Source organism: Mannheimia bovis (genome assembly GCF_014541205.1).
In the GTDB taxonomy this organism is placed as follows: domain Bacteria; phylum Pseudomonadota; class Gammaproteobacteria; order Enterobacterales; family Pasteurellaceae; genus Mannheimia; species Mannheimia bovis.
In genome coordinates this window covers 597,123-617,283 of the sequence record NZ_CP061280.1, presented here as the reverse complement: position 1 = coordinate 617,283, position 20,161 = coordinate 597,123, and the positions used below count along the sequence as shown (strand labels likewise).

The window sequence follows — 20,161 nt, the reverse complement described above, 5'->3', positions numbered from 1 at the left end:
TACCTCTAATAGTTTAGTAGAAAAATATAACTTTTTGCAGAGTAAATCAGATTACGTTCTTTTACCGATTCTAATTCTATTTCCACTTCAAGTAATATATCCTGCTTCTTCCAATTAAAATTTAATTTATTTACTTTAACGCTATTTATTTCAGTAAACTTACTCCAAGCACCATTACAACTCTCTAATAATTTTAAGCAACTCTCTTGCACACAATCATCTAATTTCTGTGAGAATGTATAAATTTCATTATTCTCTAACTTAAAAGCAAATATCTCTTTTAATATATCACGGGTATTGTTCAGATCTCCCAACTTACAAGCGGTCGTTTTTGTTCTGCGTTTTCCCAAACAGCCGTCTTGGTTTACATCATAAAAACTCATTATGCAATGCTTATTCGGTATATTCACACTTTTTCCATTGAGCTGAAATAAATCAAAATTACTATCTCCTCGCTTGCTACCTTGATAGCCAATATGTTGAAAATGTTGCTGAAAGTAGTTTATTATCTGGTGAGCATCTGCTTGCAGAGCTAATAACTCCCGTTGTTTGATTTGAGAACGATAAAAATCGGTATAACTAGAAGCAAAAACCAATAAGACAAAAGCACCAAGTGCGGTGGTAATTAAAATCTCAAGCAAACTAAATGCCGATAAATTAATCTTTACAGGTACTACGTTTATTTTTGGCAGCCACATAAACCCGTCCTAATTGCTCAAGTTGTAAAATATCGCTCTCTGTATTCAAATGAAGCTTAATACATTTAGATTCTAACTGACCACTTGCTCCATCAATATTAATAAACGCATTCGGATATAAACTTTTATTTATTAACATAATATTTCGATTATTCGGATGATAAATATGATACTCTTCCACAGAAGAACAACTATTTTTAGTTAAACAATCGCAAATAACTTGCTTAGTATTATTTATTGGTTTTATTGCTGCCACTATACACCACCGATTATTCCGCTGAGAGATAGTTAATGTATAATTTCGTTTACTATAACGAGCTTTAGTTTGAATTTGATAAATAAAAGATTGGATATTTTCAATTTCACTATTGAGTGCAACTCTATCTTGAAAAATAAAAAGAATAGGAGAGATAAAATAAATAGCAATCACCATAATCGCTATAGCCGTTAGCATTTCAATTAATGTTATTGCTTTATACATAAAAACACCCTCTTTAACAGAGGGCATCTTATAATTTAAGAGGATTTTGTAAATGAAAAAAATTTAATTTTTCGACACAGATCGCAAAATTAGTTTCTACTAGAAAGAGGCTGTATCTTGGAATAAGCCAACTTTTAAATCGGTTGCGGTGTAGATTACACGTCCATCAACCTCTACTTCACCATCAGCCACACCCATCACTAATTTACGGTTTACCACACGCTTCATATGAATACGGTAAGTTACTTTTTTTGCTGTTGGTAAAATCTGACCGGTAAATTTTACTTCTCCTACGCCTAATGCACGCCCTTTGCCTTCACCACCAATCCAGCCAAGATAGAACCCAACCAACTGCCACATTGCATCTAAACCTAAGCAACCAGGCATAACAGGATCATTAATAAAATGGCAATCAAAAAACCATAGATCAGGCTTAATATCAAATTCTGCCTCAATATAACCTTTTTCAAAATTACCTTTTTCTTGATTCATTTCAATGATGCGATCCATCATCAACATAGGCGGAGCAGGTAGTTGAGGACCTTTTTCGCCGAACAATTCGCCTTTGCCAGAAAGTAAGAGTTCTTCGTAAGTGTAGCTTGGTTTAATGATTGGTGTACAAGTGTTCATTATTTTTAAAATCCTGTAAATAGAAAAAAGCCTGTTATATCAAGACCTGATAAACTAGGTGGATAGTAACAGACTTTTAATTCAGTGAACAGTTGTACGCTAACTTGTCGGATCAGTCAAACCTCAATTTTTTGCAAATTTTTCTAAAAAATGAACCGCTTGTATCCTCATTATCACGCTCTTCCAACTGCTGATGGATAAGCGAGAACAGTGATGTTTGCTGAGCTTCTGGCAATTTCTCATCATCATAGAAATTGCGGCTGAATAAAATTGCAATCGCATCAAAGACACTTTCAACCGCCCAAATTTTAAATTTATCTTGGGCTACCGCTTCCACAACTTCAGCTTTCAAGCTCAAATGGCTCAAACAAGCCGCAGGAATTATCACACCTTGCTTACCTGTTAAGCCACGAGCCATACAAATATTAAAAAAGCCTTCAATTTTTTGATTCACACCACCAACACTGAGCACATTTCCGAACTGGTCTATTGCCCCCGTTACTGCAATAGATTGTGGCAGAGCCACTTTAGATAACGCACTCACTAACACGTTAAAAATAGCTAAGGAAGAGCTATCTCCATCAATTTCGCCATAAGACTGCTCAAAAGCAATAGAGGCAGAAAATGGTAATTGGGTTGGCAATTCCAATAAATTAGCCAAGCAGGATTGAGCAATAATAATCCCTTTGGAATGAATATTTCCGCCTAACTCTACCTTGCGTTCAATGTCGTGAATTTCGCCATCACCGTATTGCACATTACAACTTATACGCAAAGGTTCGCCGAAGCTATGTGGCACACCTTCAAAATCAATGACTGATAAACCGTTTATTTGCCCAATTTCTTCACCTTCTGTTTCAATATAGAGTTGATTACTGAGGATATCTTCTACGGTATATTCATTCAGAATAGAAGATTGTTGCTCCAAATAATCAAAATAGCTTTTTACTTCATTAATTTCTACTGTATCCGCATAGAAATTCTGAATACCTAACAAATGTTTTCTTAATAATGTAGGGGAAATAGAAATTAAATCTCGGCTCTCGCTTTCTCGAATATAAGCCTGTAAAAATTGATTAAGAGCAGCAGGTGTTAATCTTTTATTAATTATATTTTCTGCATAAGTCTGAATATAATTCGCCCATTCCTCTACATTATTATTTAAGGATAAATATGATTTAATTTCAGTATATTGTGCTACTTGATATAAGCTGTCATCATAAGCAGAAAGGGTTGAAATATCTTCTCTTTCGCCAATCAAAACTAACTTAAATGAGGATTTTTCTTTGGCTAGGAAATGCGGTAGATCATTAATAGAATGAGGTTCATATTCTCCAAATAATAATGCCTGCTTTAATTTATCCCATTGCGTAATATCCAATAATAATGAATTAATATTTACAATTAAAACACCATTATTAGCTTCTTGAATTGCTCCTGTTACATATTCTGTTTTCTGTTCTCTTTCTAAAAACATATAATAACCAAACAAATTATTTTTATTAAAATCCATTTTGGTTACTATAGAAATACTTGAATTATCTTTTTTTAAATAATCCGTCAGCTCATTAATAAATTCAGGAAAAAGCTCAGATTTAAGCACTAGCAAAGATCCAAACTTCGCTTGCATAAATTGATCTAGAGCTTGTTTTGCTTTAGGTTGGAAATCTAAAAAATTGACTTTCTTATCTAAATCAGAGAAAGGGTATTCCACAGTTAATGCCGGGCTATTAAGTAGAAAAATGGTCACAGATATGCCTCTTTATCGAAAATTTGGTTTATTATACAGAATTCCGCTATACTTGCTAAATATAGCTTATCTTTTTCAATATTATTTACGATTATGCGATACCAAAAACTCATTACGCAAGAAACTACTTGGAAATGGAAATATCTTCTCAAAAAGCATCGGGAAGGGGAAAACATTACTAAACACGAAGAACAAAGTTTAGTTGATTTAAAGGTTCAATTTCTTTCCACCTTACAAGAATCCCCAGAAGAAGTAGAAAAATGGATTAAGTCAGAAATGACAGCTGAGCAACGAAAAAAAATGCGTCAGTCTATTCGAGCAAAGCGAAAACGCTTTTTTAATGCTGAAAAACAAACAACTAAGAAAAAATCTATTGATTTAGAATACGCCAGTTGGTTAAGACTCTCTAAATATGCAAAAAGCCAAAACCTCACATTATCAGAAGCTATTATTAAATTAACTGATGAAGTTGAAAACAAACAGCTTTATTTAGAGCAAGTCGCAAAAATGAAATCAAGTTTAAAAGATTTATTAAAGTAAAAAAGGAAAATGCCCGCTAACAAGCGGGCATTTTTTTATTCAATTTTACAATTGAAGAAACTATTACATAGTTACTTCTTTTGAACCTTGAACTTGGATTTCAACACGACGATCCGGTGCTAAACAAGCGATTAACGCTTTACGACCTTTAACTGCATCACAAGTATTACCAGTTACCGGGTTTGCTTTACCGTAACCTACAGCTGTTACGTTAGCCGGGTTAGTACCTTTAGAAACAATGTAGTTAGCTACTGTTTCAGCACGACGTTGTGAAAGTTTTAAGTTAAAGTCTTCTTTACCGATACGGTCTGTGTAACCATTAACTTGTACTGCTGGGTTAGCTAAGCCTAAGTTGCTGATTTCTGTGTGAGCTGCATCTAAAGCTGTTGCTGCTGCCGGTTTTAAGCTTGATTTACCGAAATCAAATAAAACATCTGAGCTGAATGCAAAGTTTTTAGTTACTACTTCCGGAGCTGCAACTGGTGCTGCACCTTGACCAAAACGGTATGTTAAACCAGCAGATACTGAGTGAATCTCAGGGCTATATTGTGAGTTAATCCAACCTAGGTTCGCTTTTTGACGAGCTTTATCTAAGTTACCCGCAGCCTGTAAATATTGGTATTCAACACGAGCTGCTAATTCTGGAGTAATTGCGTACTCTAGACCAGCACCTAATAATAATGAAGTTTTTAAGTTGTGAGCACGTTGTTTTTCATAACCGTTGTAACCTTTGTAATCGTTACGAACTAATGCAGCACCAACTTTACCATAAACATCTAAGTTAGGAGCAACTACGAAGCTTGGTTTTAAGCTTAAGTGAGTACCGTGAGAAACGTGTTTAACTGCTTTCTCTTCACCTTCGTTACCACGAGCACGACCAAAGTAGTCATAACCTAATTCTACTGCTAAACCAGCATTGTTTTGGTTTAAGATTTGGTAACCACCGAATACACCGTAAGTTACAGAGTTACGGTTGATACCGAATTTACCATTGTGCCCATTGTTTTTGTGGTCAAATTGAGTTAAACCGTCGTGGAATGATGCCCAACCAGCTTTAGCACCTGCATAGAAAGTGTTAGCTTGTGGAGCTGCTTGAGCTACTGCCGCAGCAGATAATACTGCTAATGCAACTAATGTTTTTTTCATTTTGATGATCCTCTTAAATATTGTCATCGATTAAAATAAACTCTTAATACTCTTATAAAGTATTAAAACTTTAACTTTATGCTTCAACAATCAAGAAGCAAGAGAGCTAATGTCAGAGATATTATACAACAAAAAATACCCTAAAAAAGTACTTTTTGTATAAAAATTATCATCTGAGTAACATTCTTGTTCTAATTTAGTTTGAGCAAGAATATTTTTATTATCTTTCTTCGTTTTTGAAAAATCAATTATTTTTTCCTAATAAAATGTATAGAATTGTATAGATGTGATTACTTTTCAACCAAAAAGCCATTTTCTGAATGCTATCTAGTCAAATTATCATCCATTCCCAATTATCTGAAATCTTGTTAAGATAACTAAAACTCTACTATTTATAACTTCATAAAACCAAACACAACTATGATACCTAGACTTTCTGAAGTACCCCAATTAAATGCCACAACACAGGCGTATTTAGATGAGCTAGTCCGCCAGCATTTTAGTGGCGATATTGCCTCAAGCTATGCCGATCGTTTATCGCTTGCAACCGATAACAGTGTTTATCAGCAAATTCCGCAAGCAATTCTGTTTCCAAAATCGGTATCTGATGTAGTGATCCTGACCAAACTTGCCCAAAAAGCGGAATACCAACACTTAACCTTTACCCCTCGTGGCGGCGGTACCGGCACGAACGGGCAATCGCTGAATAATAATATTATTGTGGATCTCTCCCGCCATATGAACCACATTTTAGAACTCAATGTGGAAGAACGCTGGGTGCGTGTGCAAGCCGGCGTGGTAAAAGATCAACTCAACCAATTTTTAAAACCTCACGGCTTATTCTTTTCGCCGGAGCTTTCCACCAGTAACCGTGCAACACTAGGTGGAATGATTAATACAGATGCCTCCGGTCAAGGTTCACTACAATATGGGAAAACTTCTGCACATATCCTTGAGATCAAATCGGTCTTAATTAACGGCGAAATTTTAGAAACACAAGCGGTCAAATCTGAGGATTTTTTTGCAAATTTAGAAAAGTTAAATCTTTCCACTTTAGGCAAAACCCTGCACAGCGAAATTTTCACCCGTTGCAAAGCCTTACGCCCAACCGTATTAAGTGAATTGCCACAACTTAACCGCTTTATTACCGGCTACGATCTGAAAAACGTTTTTAACGATGATGAAAGTGAATTTAACCTCACTCGCATCCTGACAGGCTCTGAAGGCTCTCTTGCTTTTATTTGCGAAGCAAAACTGAATTTACTCCCAATTCCAAAACATCGCACCTTAATTAATATTAAATATAACTCCTTTGATGCTGCCCTCCGCTCCGCCCCTTTTATGTTAGAGGCAAAAGCATTGTCGGTGGAAACGGTGGATTCCAAAGTGCTGAATCTTGCCAAGCAAGATATTGTGTGGCACTCGGTATCGGATCTCTTAACCGAAGATCCGAACAACCCGATTCTCGGTATTAATATTGTCGAATATGCCTCTAATGACCAAGCTCAGATTAAGGAACAAGTTCGAGCATTGTGCGAAAGCCTCGATCAAAAAATTGTAAATAACGAGGCAGGAATTATCGGCTATCAACTCACAAGCGATGTCAATTCCATCGAAAAAATCTACGCAATGCGGAAAAAAGCGGTGGGCTTGCTTGGCAACGCCAAAGGTTGGGCAAAGCCGATTGCCTTTGTGGAAGATACCGCAGTGCCGCCGGAAAACTTAGCCGATTATATCGCTGAGTTCCGTGCATTATTAGATAGCCATAATTTACCTTATGGAATGTTCGGACACGTTGATGCCGGCGTACTACACGTTCGCCCGGCATTGGATTTATGCGACAAAACCCAAGTGGAAACCTTTAAACAAATTTCCGACCAAGTTGTCGAACTTACCGCTAAATACGGTGGCTTGATTTGGGGCGAACACGGCAAAGGAATGCGTTCTTATTATGGTGAGCGTTTCTTTGGCGAAACCTTGTGGCAAGAACTCCGCTACATCAAAACCTTATTCGACCCGCAAAATCGCCTGAACCCCGGCAAAATTTGTACGCCATTAGAGAGCGAGGCAACTCTCTACCCGATTGATTCCCAAATGCGAGCCGATTTTGACCGCCAAATTCCAATTCAAGTGCGTGAGGAATTTAAAGGTGCGATGAATTGTAACGGTAACGGCTTGTGCTTTAACTTTGATGTGCATAGCACAATGTGTCCCTCTATGAAAGTGTCGGGCAACCGCCTATATTCACCGAAAGGGCGAGCGACTTTAGTGCGGGAATGGTTGCGTTTATTAGCGGAGCAAAAAGTTGATCCAAATGATTTAATCTTCAACGCTAACAACAAAACCGCCTCGCTCACGGATTTTGTGGCGAAAGTGCGAAACTCGCTCAACAAAAAGAAAGAGTACGATTTTTCCCACGAAGTGAAAGCGGCAATGGATACCTGCCTTGCTTGTAAAGCTTGTGCCAGCCAGTGTCCGATAAAAATTGATGTGCCGACTTTCAGATCGCAATTTAATGAGCTTTACCACAGTCGCTATTTGCGTCCGCTGAAAGATTATGTGGTCTCCAATTTGGAATTTGTTGCCCCAATAATGGCGAAAAAACCGCAGTTTTTTAACTTTTTCAGCACATCAAAACTGGCGGAAACCGCTGCAAATAAAACATTGGGAATGACTTATTTGCCGGCATTGTCTGTACCAAATCTACAACATCAATTAGTGGAAATCGGCTATCAAGGCGAGAGTTTGGAAAGCCTTGAACAGCAGGCTACAAGCGGTCAATTTTCTGCAGAAAATCGCAAAATGCTATTTATTGTGCAAGATCCGTTTACCTCTTATTACGATGCTAAAGTGGTGGCGGATTTTGTCGCCCTCACGCAAAAACTTGGCTTTAAGCCGATTGTGCTGCCATTCAAGCCAAGCGGCAAAGCTCAACACGTTAAAGGCTTTTTGGCTAAATTTGCTAAAACAGCCAAAAACCAAGCGGATTTCCTAAACCGTGTGGCAAAACTTGGCGTGCCGATGGTATCGGTCGATCCAGCCTTAACCCTCATTTACCGCCAAGAGTATAACGAAATCCTCAAAAAGCAACGGGGCGATTTCAAAGTGCTATTAGCTCACGAGTGGTTGAAAGAGATGATGCAAGAAGGCGAGTTGGAAAATTGCAAAAAAACTGCGGATTCCGACCGCTTGCAATGGCATTTATTTGCTCACTGCACCGAATCGACCTCACTCCCCAACTCAATGAACGAGTGGAAAACTATTTTCGCCCATTTTGGCGAAACATTAGTGGCGGAAAATGTCGGCTGCTGCGGAATGGCAGGCACATTCGGGCACGAAACCAAACATTTAGCGATGTCAAAAGCGATTTATGAACAATCGTGGCAGAAAAAAATCAATGGCAAACCGCTCGAACGCTGCCTAGCGACAGGCTATTCTTGCCGTTCACAAGTGAAACGCTTTGAGCAACAGGGGATTAAGCACCCAGTTCAGGCGTTATTGGAAGTGATTTAAGGTTGAAATATCAGCAGAAAGGGCTTAGAATAAAAAGTGAGGCAGGTAGCTATCCTGCCTCTGTCTAGTACATATAGGTTATTTAGCTAATAACCCAGCTAGCAAATTAAGTACAGCTAATACTTTAATGCTAGCGGATGTTGCTATTAAGACTAGCAACGCAACCAGAAAGAAAACTTCTGATTTTTTCACATAAATCACCTCCTTAGTGCTATTTGACTAAGGCGACCAGACAAATGTGCTATTGGCGTAGCACACTGTCCGCCCATAGCACGGGAAGGATTATACAAAAAAGCTGTCTATTTAGACAGCTTTTTTATTAAACAGGAAATGATAATGACCATTTGGAAACAAACTGCAACGTGCGAACAATTAAATGCTCTTAGCCAAAAATCGGCAGTAGCACATTTAGGTATCGAATTTACGGCTATCGGTGAAGATTGGATTGAAGCACAGCTGATGGTGGATGAACGTACCCAACAGCCGTTTGGTGTGTTGCACGGTGGCGTTTCAGCCGCCTTGGCAGAAACGACTGCTAATGCGGGGGCGTTAATGGTGTGTGAAGCTCATCAAATTGCAGTCGGAATGGAATTGAATATTAGCCATTTAAAATCAATCCCTGCTGGAACAAAAGCGATGGCACGAGCCACGCCTCTGAAATTAGGGCGTGAAGTGCAGGTGTGGAATATTGATATTAAAGACGAGCAAGGCAACCTGTGTGCGGTGGCTCGTCTTTCCACCAAAACCTTAGATAAACGTTAATTTCTTATCCGCAACAAGCGGTCGGATTTTCAGAGAATTTTGCAAAACTTTGATTAAATCCGACCGCTTGTTTATAAAAGGCGTTTGGAAAACACGCCAACCTATTATAAAATACCTTTCTTTTTATCCATTACTAACAAGAGAACTTCAAAATGAATAATCGTGGCTTACTGCTAATGGGTTTGCTTCTTGTGTCTGTGCTTATTTTTACGCAATGGCAGCAAGATTTTAACCCTGAAATTCAAGCTCAAAAACAGGCTCAAGCGGCAGCTCAAACCCAACAACAGGCGGGTGATGTTCCAGCGGCTTCTAATGCTAATAATCCAATTGCAGACAGCATCACGCAAGGCAAAACCATTACGGTGGAAAGCGATGTGTTACGCCTAACCATTGATACCTTAGGTGGCGATGTGGTAGGTTCAGACTTATTGAAACACAATGCGGAATTAAACTCTAATACTCCATTCAAATTATTGCAGCAAGACGGTACTAAAACCTATGTGGCTCAAAGTGGCTTAGTAGGTAAAAATGGGATTGATACCAATGCTGGTCGTCCACAATATGCAGTAACGGCGGACAGTTTCAAATTAACTGATGATCAAAACGAACTTTCTGTACCACTAACATTTGAGAAAGATGGTGTAGTTTATACCAAAACTTTCACCTTAAAACGTGGTAGCTATGATGTTGGCGTAAATTTCAACATTAAAAATAACACCGCAGAAGCGATTGAAGTTCAACCTTACGGTCAGTTAAAACACTCCGTCATTGAAAGTTCTGGTAGTTTAACAATGCCAACTTATACAGGTGGTGCGTACTCTTCTTCAGAAACTAACTACAAAAAATACAGTTTCCAAGATATGGAAAAAGCGAACTTAAGTATTGATACCAAAGCAGGTTGGATCGCAGTATTACAACACTACTTCGTGTCTGCTTGGGTACCAAACCAAGATGCAGATAATAACCTTTATTCACGCACCAACAACGGTGTTGCAACCATTGGTTATCGTGGTCCATTAACAACCATTGCCCCAAATTCTGAAGCAAATTTAAGCAGTAAACTTTGGACGGGCTCTAAAGACCAAAAAGAGATGGAAGAAGCTGCAAACCACTTAGACTTAACCGTAGATTACGGTTGGGCGTGGTTTATTGCTAAACCATTGTTCTGGTTATTAACCGCAATTCAAAAAATTGTCAGCAACTGGGGCTTAGCGATTATTGGTGTAACGATTGTGGTAAAAACCATTCTTTACCCATTAACCAAAGCACAATACACTTCAATGGCAAAAATGCGTATGTTACAACCACGTATTACAGAAATGCGTGAGCGTTTTGGCGACGACCGCCAACGTATGAGCCAAGAGATGATGAAGCTCTACAAAGAAGAAAAAGTAAACCCGATGGGTGGCTGTTTACCGATCCTAATCCAAATGCCGATTTTCATCGCGTTATATTGGACATTTATGGAAGCAGTAGAACTCCGCCACGCACCATTCTTCGGTTGGATTAAAGACTTATCGGCACAAGATCCGTACTACATTTTGCCTCTATTAATGGGTGCATCAATGTTCTTGTTGCAAAAAATGTCGCCAACACCGGTGGCTGACCCAATGCAACAAAAAGTAATGACCTTTATGCCGGTGATCTTTACCGTATTCTTCCTATGGTTCCCATCAGGCTTAGTACTTTACTGGCTAACCTCTAACTTAATTACCATTGCCCAACAGTGGTTAATTTACCGTAACTTAGAGAAAAAAGGCTTACATTCTCGTAAGAAATAATTTACTTATAACCACACCGTAGGGGCAAATTGCAATTTGCCCCTACATTATGGTTTCTTGGCAAAAAGCCCGTTGATTTCACTCAATGGGCTTTTTTATGCTCTACAAGCGGTAATATTACTTAATAATTTTGCAAATTATAGCACCGCTAAAGCTGCATCGTAATCCGGCTCTTGCTTGATTTCCGGCACTAATTCGCTGTGTAAGACTTTGTTGCTCTCATCTAAAATAATCACAGAACGAGAGGCTAAGCCAGCGAGTGGACCAGAGGTAATATCCACACCAAGTTTGTTATGTAATTCACGGTTACGGAACGTTGATAATACTTTCGCATTTTCAATGCCTTCTGCTCCACAGAAACGTGCTTGAGCAAAAGGTAAATCAGCTGAAATACATAATACAACCGTGTTATCTAAACTTGTTGCTTTTTCGTTAAACACACGCACAGACTTCGCACAAATACCTGTATCAATACTTGGGAAAATGTTTAACACTTTGCGTTTACCATCAAAATCAGACAGTGAAACGTCCTCTAAATCACTGTTTACCAGCGTAAAATCTGCAACCACATCGCCTTGTTGTGGAAATGCACCTGCAACCTCAATCGGGTTTCCTGCTAAAGTTACTTTACTCATTCTTTTCTCCTTATGAATAAACAAGCGGTCTAAATATACCGATTTTTTGCAAAATAGGAAACTATCAATTTAATTATGATAATCTTTAGAAACTAACCTGATTTTGCTATACTCATAGACATCTCATTTTTAAGGTTATCATTATTATGTTAAAAATTTTTCGTGTCTTTTTAGTTGCAATAGCGGCTATTTTAATTTCTCTTGTCGGTACACTTTATGCGTTAGTGCGTTTACGCCACCCGAGCAGTGTGGGCGTTGTGGCACGTTGGTTCGGCTTATTACATAAATTGATGGGCGTAAAACTGATTACTCGTAAAAAACCTGAAATCAACTACCCGGTTATCTACATCGGCAACCATCAGAATAACTATGATATGGCAACGATTTCTTCAATGGTAGCAGAAAACACCGTGAGTATCGGCAAAAAAAGCTTGATTTGGATTCCGTTTTTCGGCTTAGTTTATTGGGCGACCGGCAATATTTTTATTCATCGTGAAAAGCGTTCAAGTGCGATTGAAACAATGAATAAAGCAGGGCAAATCGTCAAAGAGCGTCAAGTATCTGTTTGGATGTTCCCTGAAGGTACTCGCAGTCGTGGACGTGGCTTACTGCCGTTTAAAACCGGAGCTTTCCATTTAGCAATTTCCGCAGGTGTGCCGATTGTGCCGGTTGTCTGTTCCAACTTACATAATAAAATTGATTTGAACCGTTGGGATAACGGCGTTGTGATTTGTGAAATGCTTGAGCCTATTGATACATCAGGTTACAGCCGTGAAAACGTGAAAGAACTAATGGAAAAATGCCACCAAATTATGCTCGCTAAATTTGAAGAGCTTAATCAAGAAGTTGAAGAACTAGAAAAAACGAAAAACGCCTAATATGAAAAAAGCGATAACCCGACGCCAATTTTTACAAGGTTCTGCCCTAGCGGGTGCATTAGCTACATTACCTCGCCCTGCATTAGCGGCTGATCGTCCTTCCCTTAATATTCCACCCCTTATGGACATTGGACGAGGTAAACCTGTTCGGCTTGATTTACGCCCTGCTCAAACCCAATTTGATAAAGGCAAACTGGTAGACGTTTGGGGTGTGAATGGACAGTATCTTGCCCCTACTGTGCGGGTAAAATCAGGAGATTTTGTTAAATTAACTTATCTCAATAATCTGCCACAAAAAATCTCAATGAATATTCAGGGGCTACAAGCCTCAAGCGATATGATCGGCTCGGTGCATCGTTCTCTCGACCCCAAAAGCAGTTGGTCGCCAATTGTTTCAGTTAATCAACCCGCTTGTACTTGTTGGTATCACGCCGATACGATGCTCAATTCAGCGTTCCAAATTTATCGAGGCTTGGTTGGCTTATGGCTGATTGAAGATCAACATAGCAAAAATACCACTTTACCGAATAAATATGGCATAAATGATATTCCGCTGATTTTGCAAGACCAACTTCTCAATAAAGAAGGCGTACAAGTTTTAGATAAAAACACGCCCCAATTTTTAGGCAAACGCCTGTTTGTAAACGGGCAAGAATCGCCTTATTTCAATGTTCCACGTGGCTGGGTGAGATTACGTGTTCTCAATGCTTCTCTCTCTCGTGCTTATGAATTAAGGCTAGATAATGATCGACCACTTCAGTTGATTGCGACAGGCGTGGGAATGTTAGCCGAGCCTGTGGAGATGGGTGTTATACATCTCGCTCCGAGTGAGCGAGTGGAAGTGCTAATTGATTTAAGCGATGGCAAAACAGTTTCACTGATAAGCGGTCAAAAAAGAGATATTTTTTACAAAATCGGGCAAGTTTTCTCAAGCGACGATGAATTAACCGATAATGTGATTTTAGAACTCAGACCTGAAGGAATGGCGGCGGTACTAAATACAAAACCCAACTCACCCGCTTTTTCACTAGATGAATTTAATTTGAAAATCAGCCAAGAACGCCGATTTATGCTTCGTCCGTCTGATTACTTAATCAATCAAAAACGATTTGACCCAAAACGAATTGATTTTACCGCTCAAAAAGGCAGTGTTGAGCGTTGGTATTTACACAGTACACAAGCGGTCGGATTTACCCTGCAAGGTGCAAAATTTATTATTGAGACTCAAAACCGTAAACCATCCCCAATTAAGCAACTTGCTTGGCGAGATACGGTTTGGTTAGAGGCTGAACAAGAGGTAACTCTTTTAGTTCGCTTTGACAATACCGCTTCTGAGCAATTGCCTTTTACCTTTGGCGTGAGCGATTTTATGTTGCGTGATAGAGGTACGATGGGTCAATTTAATGTAATTGAAAATGGACAATAACCCCTTGATAAGCGATAATGCCTAACAATTTTGCCCATAAAAAGGAAAAAATAATGAGCCAAGAATTTTTAGATTTTGAAATGCCGATTGCCGAACTTGAGGCTAAAATTGAGTCTTTAAGAGCGGTAAGTCTGCAAGATAACATTGACCTTGATGATGAAATCAAGCGTTTACAAAAGAAAAGCGAAGAATTAACCAAAAAAACCTTTGCCAATTTAGATGCGTGGCAAATTTCCCGTATGGCACGCCACCCAAACCGCCCATACACATTAGACTATATTGAGCATATCTTCACTGAGTTTGATGAATTGGCAGGCGATCGTGCATTCGCTGATGATAAAGCCATTGTCGGCGGAATTGCTCGTCTTGATGGTCGCCCGGTGATGATTATCGGTCATCAGAAAGGTCGTACGGTAAAAGAGAAGGTAAAACGCAATTTTGGTATGCCTGCACCGGAAGGTTATCGTAAAGCTTTACGCTTAATGGAAATGGCAGAGCGTTTTAATATGCCGATTATCACCTTTATCGACACACCGGGAGCTTATCCGGGTATTGGTGCAGAAGAGCGTGGTCAGTCAGAAGCAATCGCTCGTAACCTGCGTGAAATGTCTCAGCTTTCAGTACCTGTCATCTGTACCGTAATTGGTGAAGGTGGTTCAGGCGGTGCATTAGCCATCGGCGTGGGCGATAAGGTCAATATGTTGCAATATTCAACCTACTCGGTAATCTCTCCTGAAGGCTGTGCATCAATCCTGTGGAAAAGTGCCGATAAAGCCTCCACTGCGGCAGAAGTAATGGGATTAACCGCCCCACGCTTAAAAGAGTTGGAGTTAATCGACAATATCATTCCTGAGCCGTTAGGCGGTGCACATCGCAATGTTGAAGAAATCGCACAAAATCTTAAACAACGTATTATGGAAGATTTAGCGGAATTAGATCAACTCAGCAAAGATGATTTATTAGAACGCCGTTATCAACGCTTAATGAACTACGGCTACGTTTAATTCATTTTTAATGAGCACAAGCGGTAAGATTTTGTAAAAATTTGCAAAATCTTGCCGTTTTGCATTAAGGGAATAAAAAGATAAAAGTGATTTGAAAATGGTGCCGACTACCGGAATCGAACTGGTGACCTACTGATTACAAGTCAGTTGCTCTACCTACTGAGCTAAGTCGGCATATAGACAGGTTTTAACGAGGGAGAATTATAGCGATTTCTTTCCCTACTTCAACCCTCAAACAATTCAAATGACTAAAAATAGCACACATTGAGCTTTTAAAGGAGCAAGCGAATGAAAAACATACTCTCCATTCAATCCCACGTTGTCTATGGCTACGCAGGTAACAAAGCGGCAACTTTTCCAATGCAACTTTTAGGGGTTGATGTATGGGCATTAAACACAGTGCAATTTTCTAACCACACTCAATATGGAAAGTGGGGCGGAATGGTAATGCCAAAAGAACAGATTGGTAGTATTGTAGACGGCATTCACAATATCGGCGAACTTCATCGTTGCGATGCTGTTTTATCCGGTTACACCGGCTCTGCCGAACAAGTTAAAGAGATTATCAATGCATTCCACAAAGTCAAAGTGGAAAACCCGAATGCAATTTATGTGTGCGATCCTGTAATGGGGCACCCCGATAAAGGCTGTATTGTGGCAGAGGGGGTAAAAGAAGGCTTAATCAATCTAGCGATGGCACAAGCTGATATCATCACACCAAATTTAGTGGAATTGCGAGAGCTAACAGGCTTAACCGTAGAAAACTTTGAGCAAGCCTTAGAAGCCGTAAAAGTCATTTTAACTAAAGGTCCGAAAAAAGTGCTCGTAAAACATTTAAGCCGTGTAGGTAAAGATAACAACAAATTCGAAATGTTGTTTGCTAACCAAGAGGGCATTTGGCACATCAGCCGTCCGCTTTACGAATTTGCCAAAGAACCCGTTGGCGTGGGCGATTTAACTGCCGGATTATTTGTAGCGAACTTATTAAATGGGAAATCTGATCTGGAAGCCTTTGAGCATACTGCCAATGCAGTAAATGAAGTGATGGAGCAAACCTCAAAATCAGGGCTTTATGAGCTACAAATTATTGCCTCACGAGATTTAATCATTAATCCACAATGTAATTATAAAGCTGTAAAAATTGCTTAATTAAAATTGTAAAATATTAATAGAAATCGACCGCTTGTAAATATCCCTTACTACAAGCGGTCTTTTTTCATCTATATTTTGCAAATTAAGCTTTATCCTATTCTCCCTTGAAGCAATAAAAAAGAGGCATATCTTTCGATATACCTCTCTTTCGCTTTGTTCGCTTATCTCAAATATAAACTTGCGTTTAATTATTTGATGATTTTCGCAACAACACCTGCACCTACTGTACGACCACCTTCACGGATAGCGAAGCGTAAACCTTCGTCCATCGCGATTGGGTGAATTAAGCTTACAGTCATTTTGATGTTATCGCCAGGCATTACCATTTCTACACCTTCCGGTAACTCGATAGTACCAGTTACGTCAGTTGTACGGAAGTAGAACTGTGGACGGTAGCCTTTGAAGAATGGAGTGTGACGACCACCTTCTTCTTTTGATAATACGTAAACTTCTGATTCGAAGTCTGTGTGTGGAGTGATTGAACCCGGTTTCGCTAATACTTGACCACGCTCGATTTCTTCACGTTTAGTACCACGTAATAATGCACCAACGTTCTCACCCGCACGACCTTCGTCTAATAATTTACGGAACATCTCAACACCGGTTACTGTTGTTTTTGTGGTATCTTTGATACCTACGATTTCAACTTCATCACCAGTACGGATGATACCACGCTCAACACGACCTGTTACTACTGTACCACGACCTGAAATTGAGAATACGTCTTCGATTGGTAATAAGAATGGTTTATCAATCGCACGCTCAGGCTCTGGAATGTAAGTGTCTAAGTGGTTTGCTAATTCAAGGATTTTTTCTTCCCATTCTGCAACGCCGTTTAATGCTTGTAATGCAGAACCACGTACGATTGGAGTGTCATCGCCCGGGAAGTCGTATTGAGATAGAAGTTCACGTACTTCCATTTCAACTAATTCTAATAACTCTTCGTCATCTACCATATCGCATTTGTTTAAGAATACGATGATGTATGGAACACCTACTTGGCGACCTAATAAGATGTGCTCACGAGTTTGTGGCATTGGACCATCTGTTGCTGCTACTACTAAGATAGCACCGTCCATTTGTGCCGCACCGGTAATCATGTTTTTAACATAGTCCGCGTGTCCCGGGCAGTCAACGTGTGCGTAGTGACGAGTTGCTGTATCGTACTCAACGTGTGAAGTGTTGATAGTGATACCACGTGCTTTCTCTTCTGGTGCGTTATCGATTTGGTCAAATGCACGAGCTGCACCACCGAAGTGTTTCGCTAATACAGTGGTGATTGCTGCTGTTAAAGTTGTTTTACCATGGTCAACGTGGCCGATTGTACCCACGTTTACGTGCGGTTTTGTACGTTCAAATTTTTCTTTAGACATTTTCTAAAAGCCTCTTAAACAAAAACGGTTACAATGGAACAAAAGAACCCATTAACCATAATGTAGAAATTAATACTAATTGAAACTTATAGGAAAGAGTGAAGTTAGAAGAAGTGGTGCTGATAGGCGGATTTGAACCGCCGACCTCACCCTTACCAAGGGTGCGCTCTACCAACTGAGCTATATCAGCGCTTGGAGCGGGCAGCGGGAATCGAACCCGCATCATTAGCTTGGAAGGCTAAGGTAATAGCCATTATACGATGCCCGCTGTTCTAAATTCGTCTGTCCTGCACGATTCAAAAATCAGAAATGGTGGAGGGAGAAGGATTCGAACCTTCGAAGGCTGAGCCAACAGATTTACAGTCTGCCCCCTTTGGCCGCTCGGGAACCCCTCCACGATATTTTGAATACTTATTTACTCTTTAGCGATAATGGTGCCGACTACCGGAATCGAACTGGTGACCTACTGATTACAAGTCAGTTGCTCTACCTACTGAGCTAAGTCGGCGTTGCTATGTCGTAAGCAAGTGATGTGCATTATAGGGAAATTTTAACGTCGTGCAAGTATTTTTTTTAAAAATATTAAAAAAATCAATCTTTCGACTTTTAAATATACAAAATGGCTATTTTTTGTAAAAAACAGGCGATTTTATGTCAATATATACGGCAAAAGCAGCTCATATATTGTATAGTTACGCCCTTAATTTGAGTATTAAACTGATTTATTCATCATCAAAAAATTGAGATTTTGGCTATGAGCCTTGAAAAAAACACAAAAATTACTCCTTTTCTCACTTTTGATCGCCAACAATGGGCAGATTTACGCAAATCCGTGCCATTAAAGCTCACCGAGCAAGATTTAAAACCATTATTAGGCTTTAATGAAGATCTTTCTTTAGAAGAAGTACGTACTATTTACCTTCCGCTTGCTCGTTTAATTCAATACTATATAGAAGAAAATCTAAAACGTCAGACCGTTTTACATCGTTTTCTTGGCATTGAAACACCGAAAGTACCTTATATTATTAGTATTGCAGGTAGTGTTTCGGTTGGCAAAAGCACCTCTGCCCGTATTTTGCAAGCTCTACTCTCACATTATCCTAAAGAGAGAAAAGTCGATTTAATTACTACTGATGGTTTTTTATATCCGCTTGCAACGCTTACTGAAAAGAACTTACTCAAGAAAAAAGGGTTTCCGGAATCTTATGATATTCACAGTCTCATTCGTTTTGTGTCTGACATTAAATCAGGCGAGCGTAATGTGAAAGCCCCAATCTATTCCCACTTAACTTATGACATTATTCCTGATCAGTTTAATGTAGTGGATCAACCCGATATTGTAATTTTAGAAGGGCTAAACGTATTACAAAGCGGAATGAACTACCCTTCTAGTCCACATAATGTATTTGTATCTGATTTTGTCGATTTCTCAATTTATGTCGATGCAGAAGAAGCACTCCTAAAGAAATGGTATATCAACCGTTTCTTAAAATTTCGTCGCAGTGCCTTTGCTGATCCGAACTCTTACTTCCACCATTATTCACGCTTATCGGAGCAAGAAGCAATTGATACTGCCTCAACCATCTGGGAAGAGATTAATGGTTTAAATTTACGCCAAAATATTTTACCAAGCCGTGAACGTGCTAACCTCATTTTAATAAAAGGGCGAGACCACGCCATTGAAACAGTAAAACTACGCAAATAATTCAACTTTTCCAACCGCTTGTAGTACCCTAAAATCCGTTGAATACAACTCAACGGATTTTTTATTTAAATCAATGCTTATTCGGCTATTTTTTGGTAAGCTAACAACTTTGAGAGTGATTGATATTAGGCATAAACAATGAACAAAAAATTTCTACTTCCTTTAATTCTCTTTTTAGCATTATCTGTGGCATTTTTGGTTCAACTTGCTCGCAACTCGCAAGGCGATGATCCGAAAAAATTAGAATCTGCCCTCATCGGTAAAACCATTCCTAATTTCAGTCTAGAATCTTTGCTAGATGAAAAAGAGCAAATTAATCAAGATGTGGTTAAAACAGGCAAGCCTCGCCTATTAAATGTGTGGGCAACTTGGTGTCCCACTTGTTACGCTGAACACGAATATTTAACTATTTTAGCAAAGCAAGGCGTGGAAATTGTCGGCATTGATTATAAAGACGAACGCCCGAAAGCAATTAAATTCTTAGCCGCTTACGGCAACCCATATAAAGCGGTTATTTTTGATCCTAAAGGTTCACTCGGCTTAGATTTAGGCGTTTATGGTGCACCGGAAACCTTTATTATTGATGGCAATGGCGTAATCAAATACCGCCACGCTGGCGATGTAAACGACCAAGTGTGGAATAACGTACTGAAACCGATTTATGACAAATTAAAAGAGTGATGAAAA

The 20,161-nt window shown here is 39.3% G+C and carries 17 protein-coding genes and 5 tRNA genes; 10 read left to right on the top strand and 12 right to left on the bottom strand.

Features of this window, described 5'->3' with window-relative positions:
• Positions 1-5 precede the first annotated feature (5 nt).
• The 4 genes from ICJ55_RS03205 to ICJ55_RS03190 form a co-directional block, all read right to left on the bottom strand.
• Positions 6-698: a PulJ/GspJ family protein gene (locus ICJ55_RS03205; RefSeq protein ID WP_244141786.1), complete on the bottom strand. Its 693-nt coding sequence runs from the start codon at positions 696-698 to the stop codon at positions 6-8.
• On the bottom strand, positions 658-1,179 hold the full coding sequence (locus tag ICJ55_RS03200; protein WP_188157285.1) for a pilus assembly FimT family protein: 522 nt from the start codon (positions 1,177-1,179) through the stop codon (positions 658-660). Before ICJ55_RS03200 ends, ICJ55_RS03205 begins: the two co-directional genes overlap by 41 nt.
• 99 nt (positions 1,180-1,278) lie before the next feature.
• The gene (gene fabA, locus ICJ55_RS03195; protein WP_188157284.1) at positions 1,279-1,809 is read right to left on the bottom strand and encodes a bifunctional 3-hydroxydecanoyl-ACP dehydratase/trans-2-decenoyl-ACP isomerase; all 531 of its coding nucleotides are present in this window, start codon (positions 1,807-1,809) and stop codon (positions 1,279-1,281) included.
• 112 nt (positions 1,810-1,921) lie between these two features.
• Positions 1,922-3,559, bottom strand: coding sequence for an AAA family ATPase (locus tag ICJ55_RS03190; protein ID WP_188157283.1), 1,638 nt, complete (start codon positions 3,557-3,559; stop codon positions 1,922-1,924).
• Between the two features lie 93 nt (positions 3,560-3,652).
• Between ICJ55_RS03190 and matP the strand changes: the two genes are divergently transcribed.
• A complete protein-coding gene (gene matP / locus ICJ55_RS03185) occupies positions 3,653-4,099 on the top strand; it encodes a macrodomain Ter protein MatP (protein ID WP_188157282.1) in 447 nt (148 codons plus the stop codon).
• 63 nt (positions 4,100-4,162) lie between these two features.
• Here matP and ompA read toward each other — a convergent pair whose 3' ends face one another.
• Positions 4,163-5,245 carry a porin OmpA gene (gene ompA, locus ICJ55_RS03180; protein WP_188157281.1) on the bottom strand — a complete coding sequence of 361 codons (1,083 nt, stop codon included), beginning with the start codon at positions 5,243-5,245 and terminating at the stop codon, positions 4,163-4,165.
• Between the two features lie 420 nt (positions 5,246-5,665).
• Here ompA and ydiJ point away from each other — a divergent pair, with 420 nt between their 5' ends.
• From ydiJ to yidC, 3 genes are all read left to right on the top strand, one after another.
• Positions 5,666-8,758, top strand: a complete 3,093-nt coding sequence (gene ydiJ, locus ICJ55_RS03175; RefSeq protein WP_188157280.1) for a D-2-hydroxyglutarate dehydrogenase YdiJ — start codon at positions 5,666-5,668, stop codon at positions 8,756-8,758.
• 336 nt (positions 8,759-9,094) lie between these two features.
• The gene (locus ICJ55_RS03170; protein WP_188157279.1) at positions 9,095-9,520 is read left to right on the top strand and encodes a hotdog fold thioesterase; all 426 of its coding nucleotides are present in this window, start codon (positions 9,095-9,097) and stop codon (positions 9,518-9,520) included.
• A 152-nt stretch (positions 9,521-9,672) separates the two neighbouring features.
• On the top strand, positions 9,673-11,301 hold the full coding sequence (gene yidC, locus ICJ55_RS03165; RefSeq protein WP_188157278.1) for a membrane protein insertase YidC: 1,629 nt from the start codon (positions 9,673-9,675) through the stop codon (positions 11,299-11,301).
• 137 nt (positions 11,302-11,438) lie between these two features.
• Here the strand turns inward: yidC and tpx are convergent, their stop codons facing one another.
• The gene (gene tpx, locus ICJ55_RS03160) at positions 11,439-11,936 is read right to left on the bottom strand and encodes a thiol peroxidase (protein WP_025236851.1); all 498 of its coding nucleotides are present in this window, start codon (positions 11,934-11,936) and stop codon (positions 11,439-11,441) included.
• A 146-nt stretch (positions 11,937-12,082) separates the two neighbouring features.
• On the opposite strand from tpx, the gene ICJ55_RS03155 reads away from it, so the two are divergent.
• From ICJ55_RS03155 to accA, 3 genes are read left to right on the top strand one after another with little or no spacing between them, the layout of a single operon-like run.
• Positions 12,083-12,814, top strand: a complete 732-nt coding sequence (locus tag ICJ55_RS03155; protein WP_188157277.1) for a 1-acylglycerol-3-phosphate O-acyltransferase — start codon at positions 12,083-12,085, stop codon at positions 12,812-12,814.
• A gap of 1 nt (position 12,815) precedes the next feature.
• Positions 12,816-14,240 (top strand): multicopper oxidase domain-containing protein, encoded by a 1,425-nt coding sequence (locus ICJ55_RS03150; RefSeq protein WP_188157276.1) that lies wholly within the window; start codon positions 12,816-12,818, stop codon positions 14,238-14,240.
• Positions 14,241-14,293: 53 nt separating this feature from the next.
• Positions 14,294-15,244 carry an acetyl-CoA carboxylase carboxyl transferase subunit alpha gene (gene accA / locus ICJ55_RS03145; protein WP_188157275.1) on the top strand — a complete coding sequence of 317 codons (951 nt, stop codon included), beginning with the start codon at positions 14,294-14,296 and terminating at the stop codon, positions 15,242-15,244.
• 98 nt (positions 15,245-15,342) lie between these two features.
• On the opposite strand, the gene ICJ55_RS03140 is transcribed toward accA, so the two are convergent.
• A tRNA-Thr gene (locus ICJ55_RS03140) sits at positions 15,343-15,418 on the bottom strand.
• Positions 15,419-15,532: 114 nt separating this feature from the next.
• On the opposite strand from ICJ55_RS03140, the gene pdxY reads away from it, so the two are divergent.
• A complete protein-coding gene (gene pdxY / locus ICJ55_RS03135) occupies positions 15,533-16,393 on the top strand; it encodes a pyridoxal kinase PdxY (RefSeq protein WP_188157274.1) in 861 nt (286 codons plus the stop codon).
• A gap of 191 nt (positions 16,394-16,584) precedes the next feature.
• On the opposite strand, the gene tuf is transcribed toward pdxY, so the two are convergent.
• The 5 genes from tuf to ICJ55_RS03110 form a co-directional block, all read right to left on the bottom strand.
• A complete protein-coding gene (tuf, locus tag ICJ55_RS03130) occupies positions 16,585-17,769 on the bottom strand; it encodes an elongation factor Tu (RefSeq protein WP_027073920.1) in 1,185 nt (394 codons plus the stop codon).
• 114 nt (positions 17,770-17,883) lie between these two features.
• A tRNA-Thr gene (locus ICJ55_RS03125) sits at positions 17,884-17,959 on the bottom strand.
• A gap of 3 nt (positions 17,960-17,962) precedes the next feature.
• Positions 17,963-18,037, bottom strand: a tRNA-Gly gene (locus ICJ55_RS03120).
• Positions 18,038-18,079: 42 nt separating this feature from the next.
• Positions 18,080-18,164, bottom strand: a tRNA-Tyr gene (locus tag ICJ55_RS03115).
• A 37-nt stretch (positions 18,165-18,201) separates the two neighbouring features.
• Positions 18,202-18,277 (bottom strand) — tRNA-Thr (locus tag ICJ55_RS03110).
• A gap of 246 nt (positions 18,278-18,523) precedes the next feature.
• Between ICJ55_RS03110 and coaA the strand changes: the two genes are divergently transcribed.
• Positions 18,524-19,474: a type I pantothenate kinase gene (gene coaA / locus ICJ55_RS03105; RefSeq protein ID WP_188157273.1), complete on the top strand. Its 951-nt coding sequence runs from the start codon at positions 18,524-18,526 to the stop codon at positions 19,472-19,474.
• A gap of 138 nt (positions 19,475-19,612) precedes the next feature.
• The gene (locus ICJ55_RS03100) at positions 19,613-20,155 is read left to right on the top strand and encodes a DsbE family thiol:disulfide interchange protein (RefSeq protein WP_188157272.1); all 543 of its coding nucleotides are present in this window, start codon (positions 19,613-19,615) and stop codon (positions 20,153-20,155) included.
• Positions 20,156-20,161 lie beyond the last annotated feature (6 nt).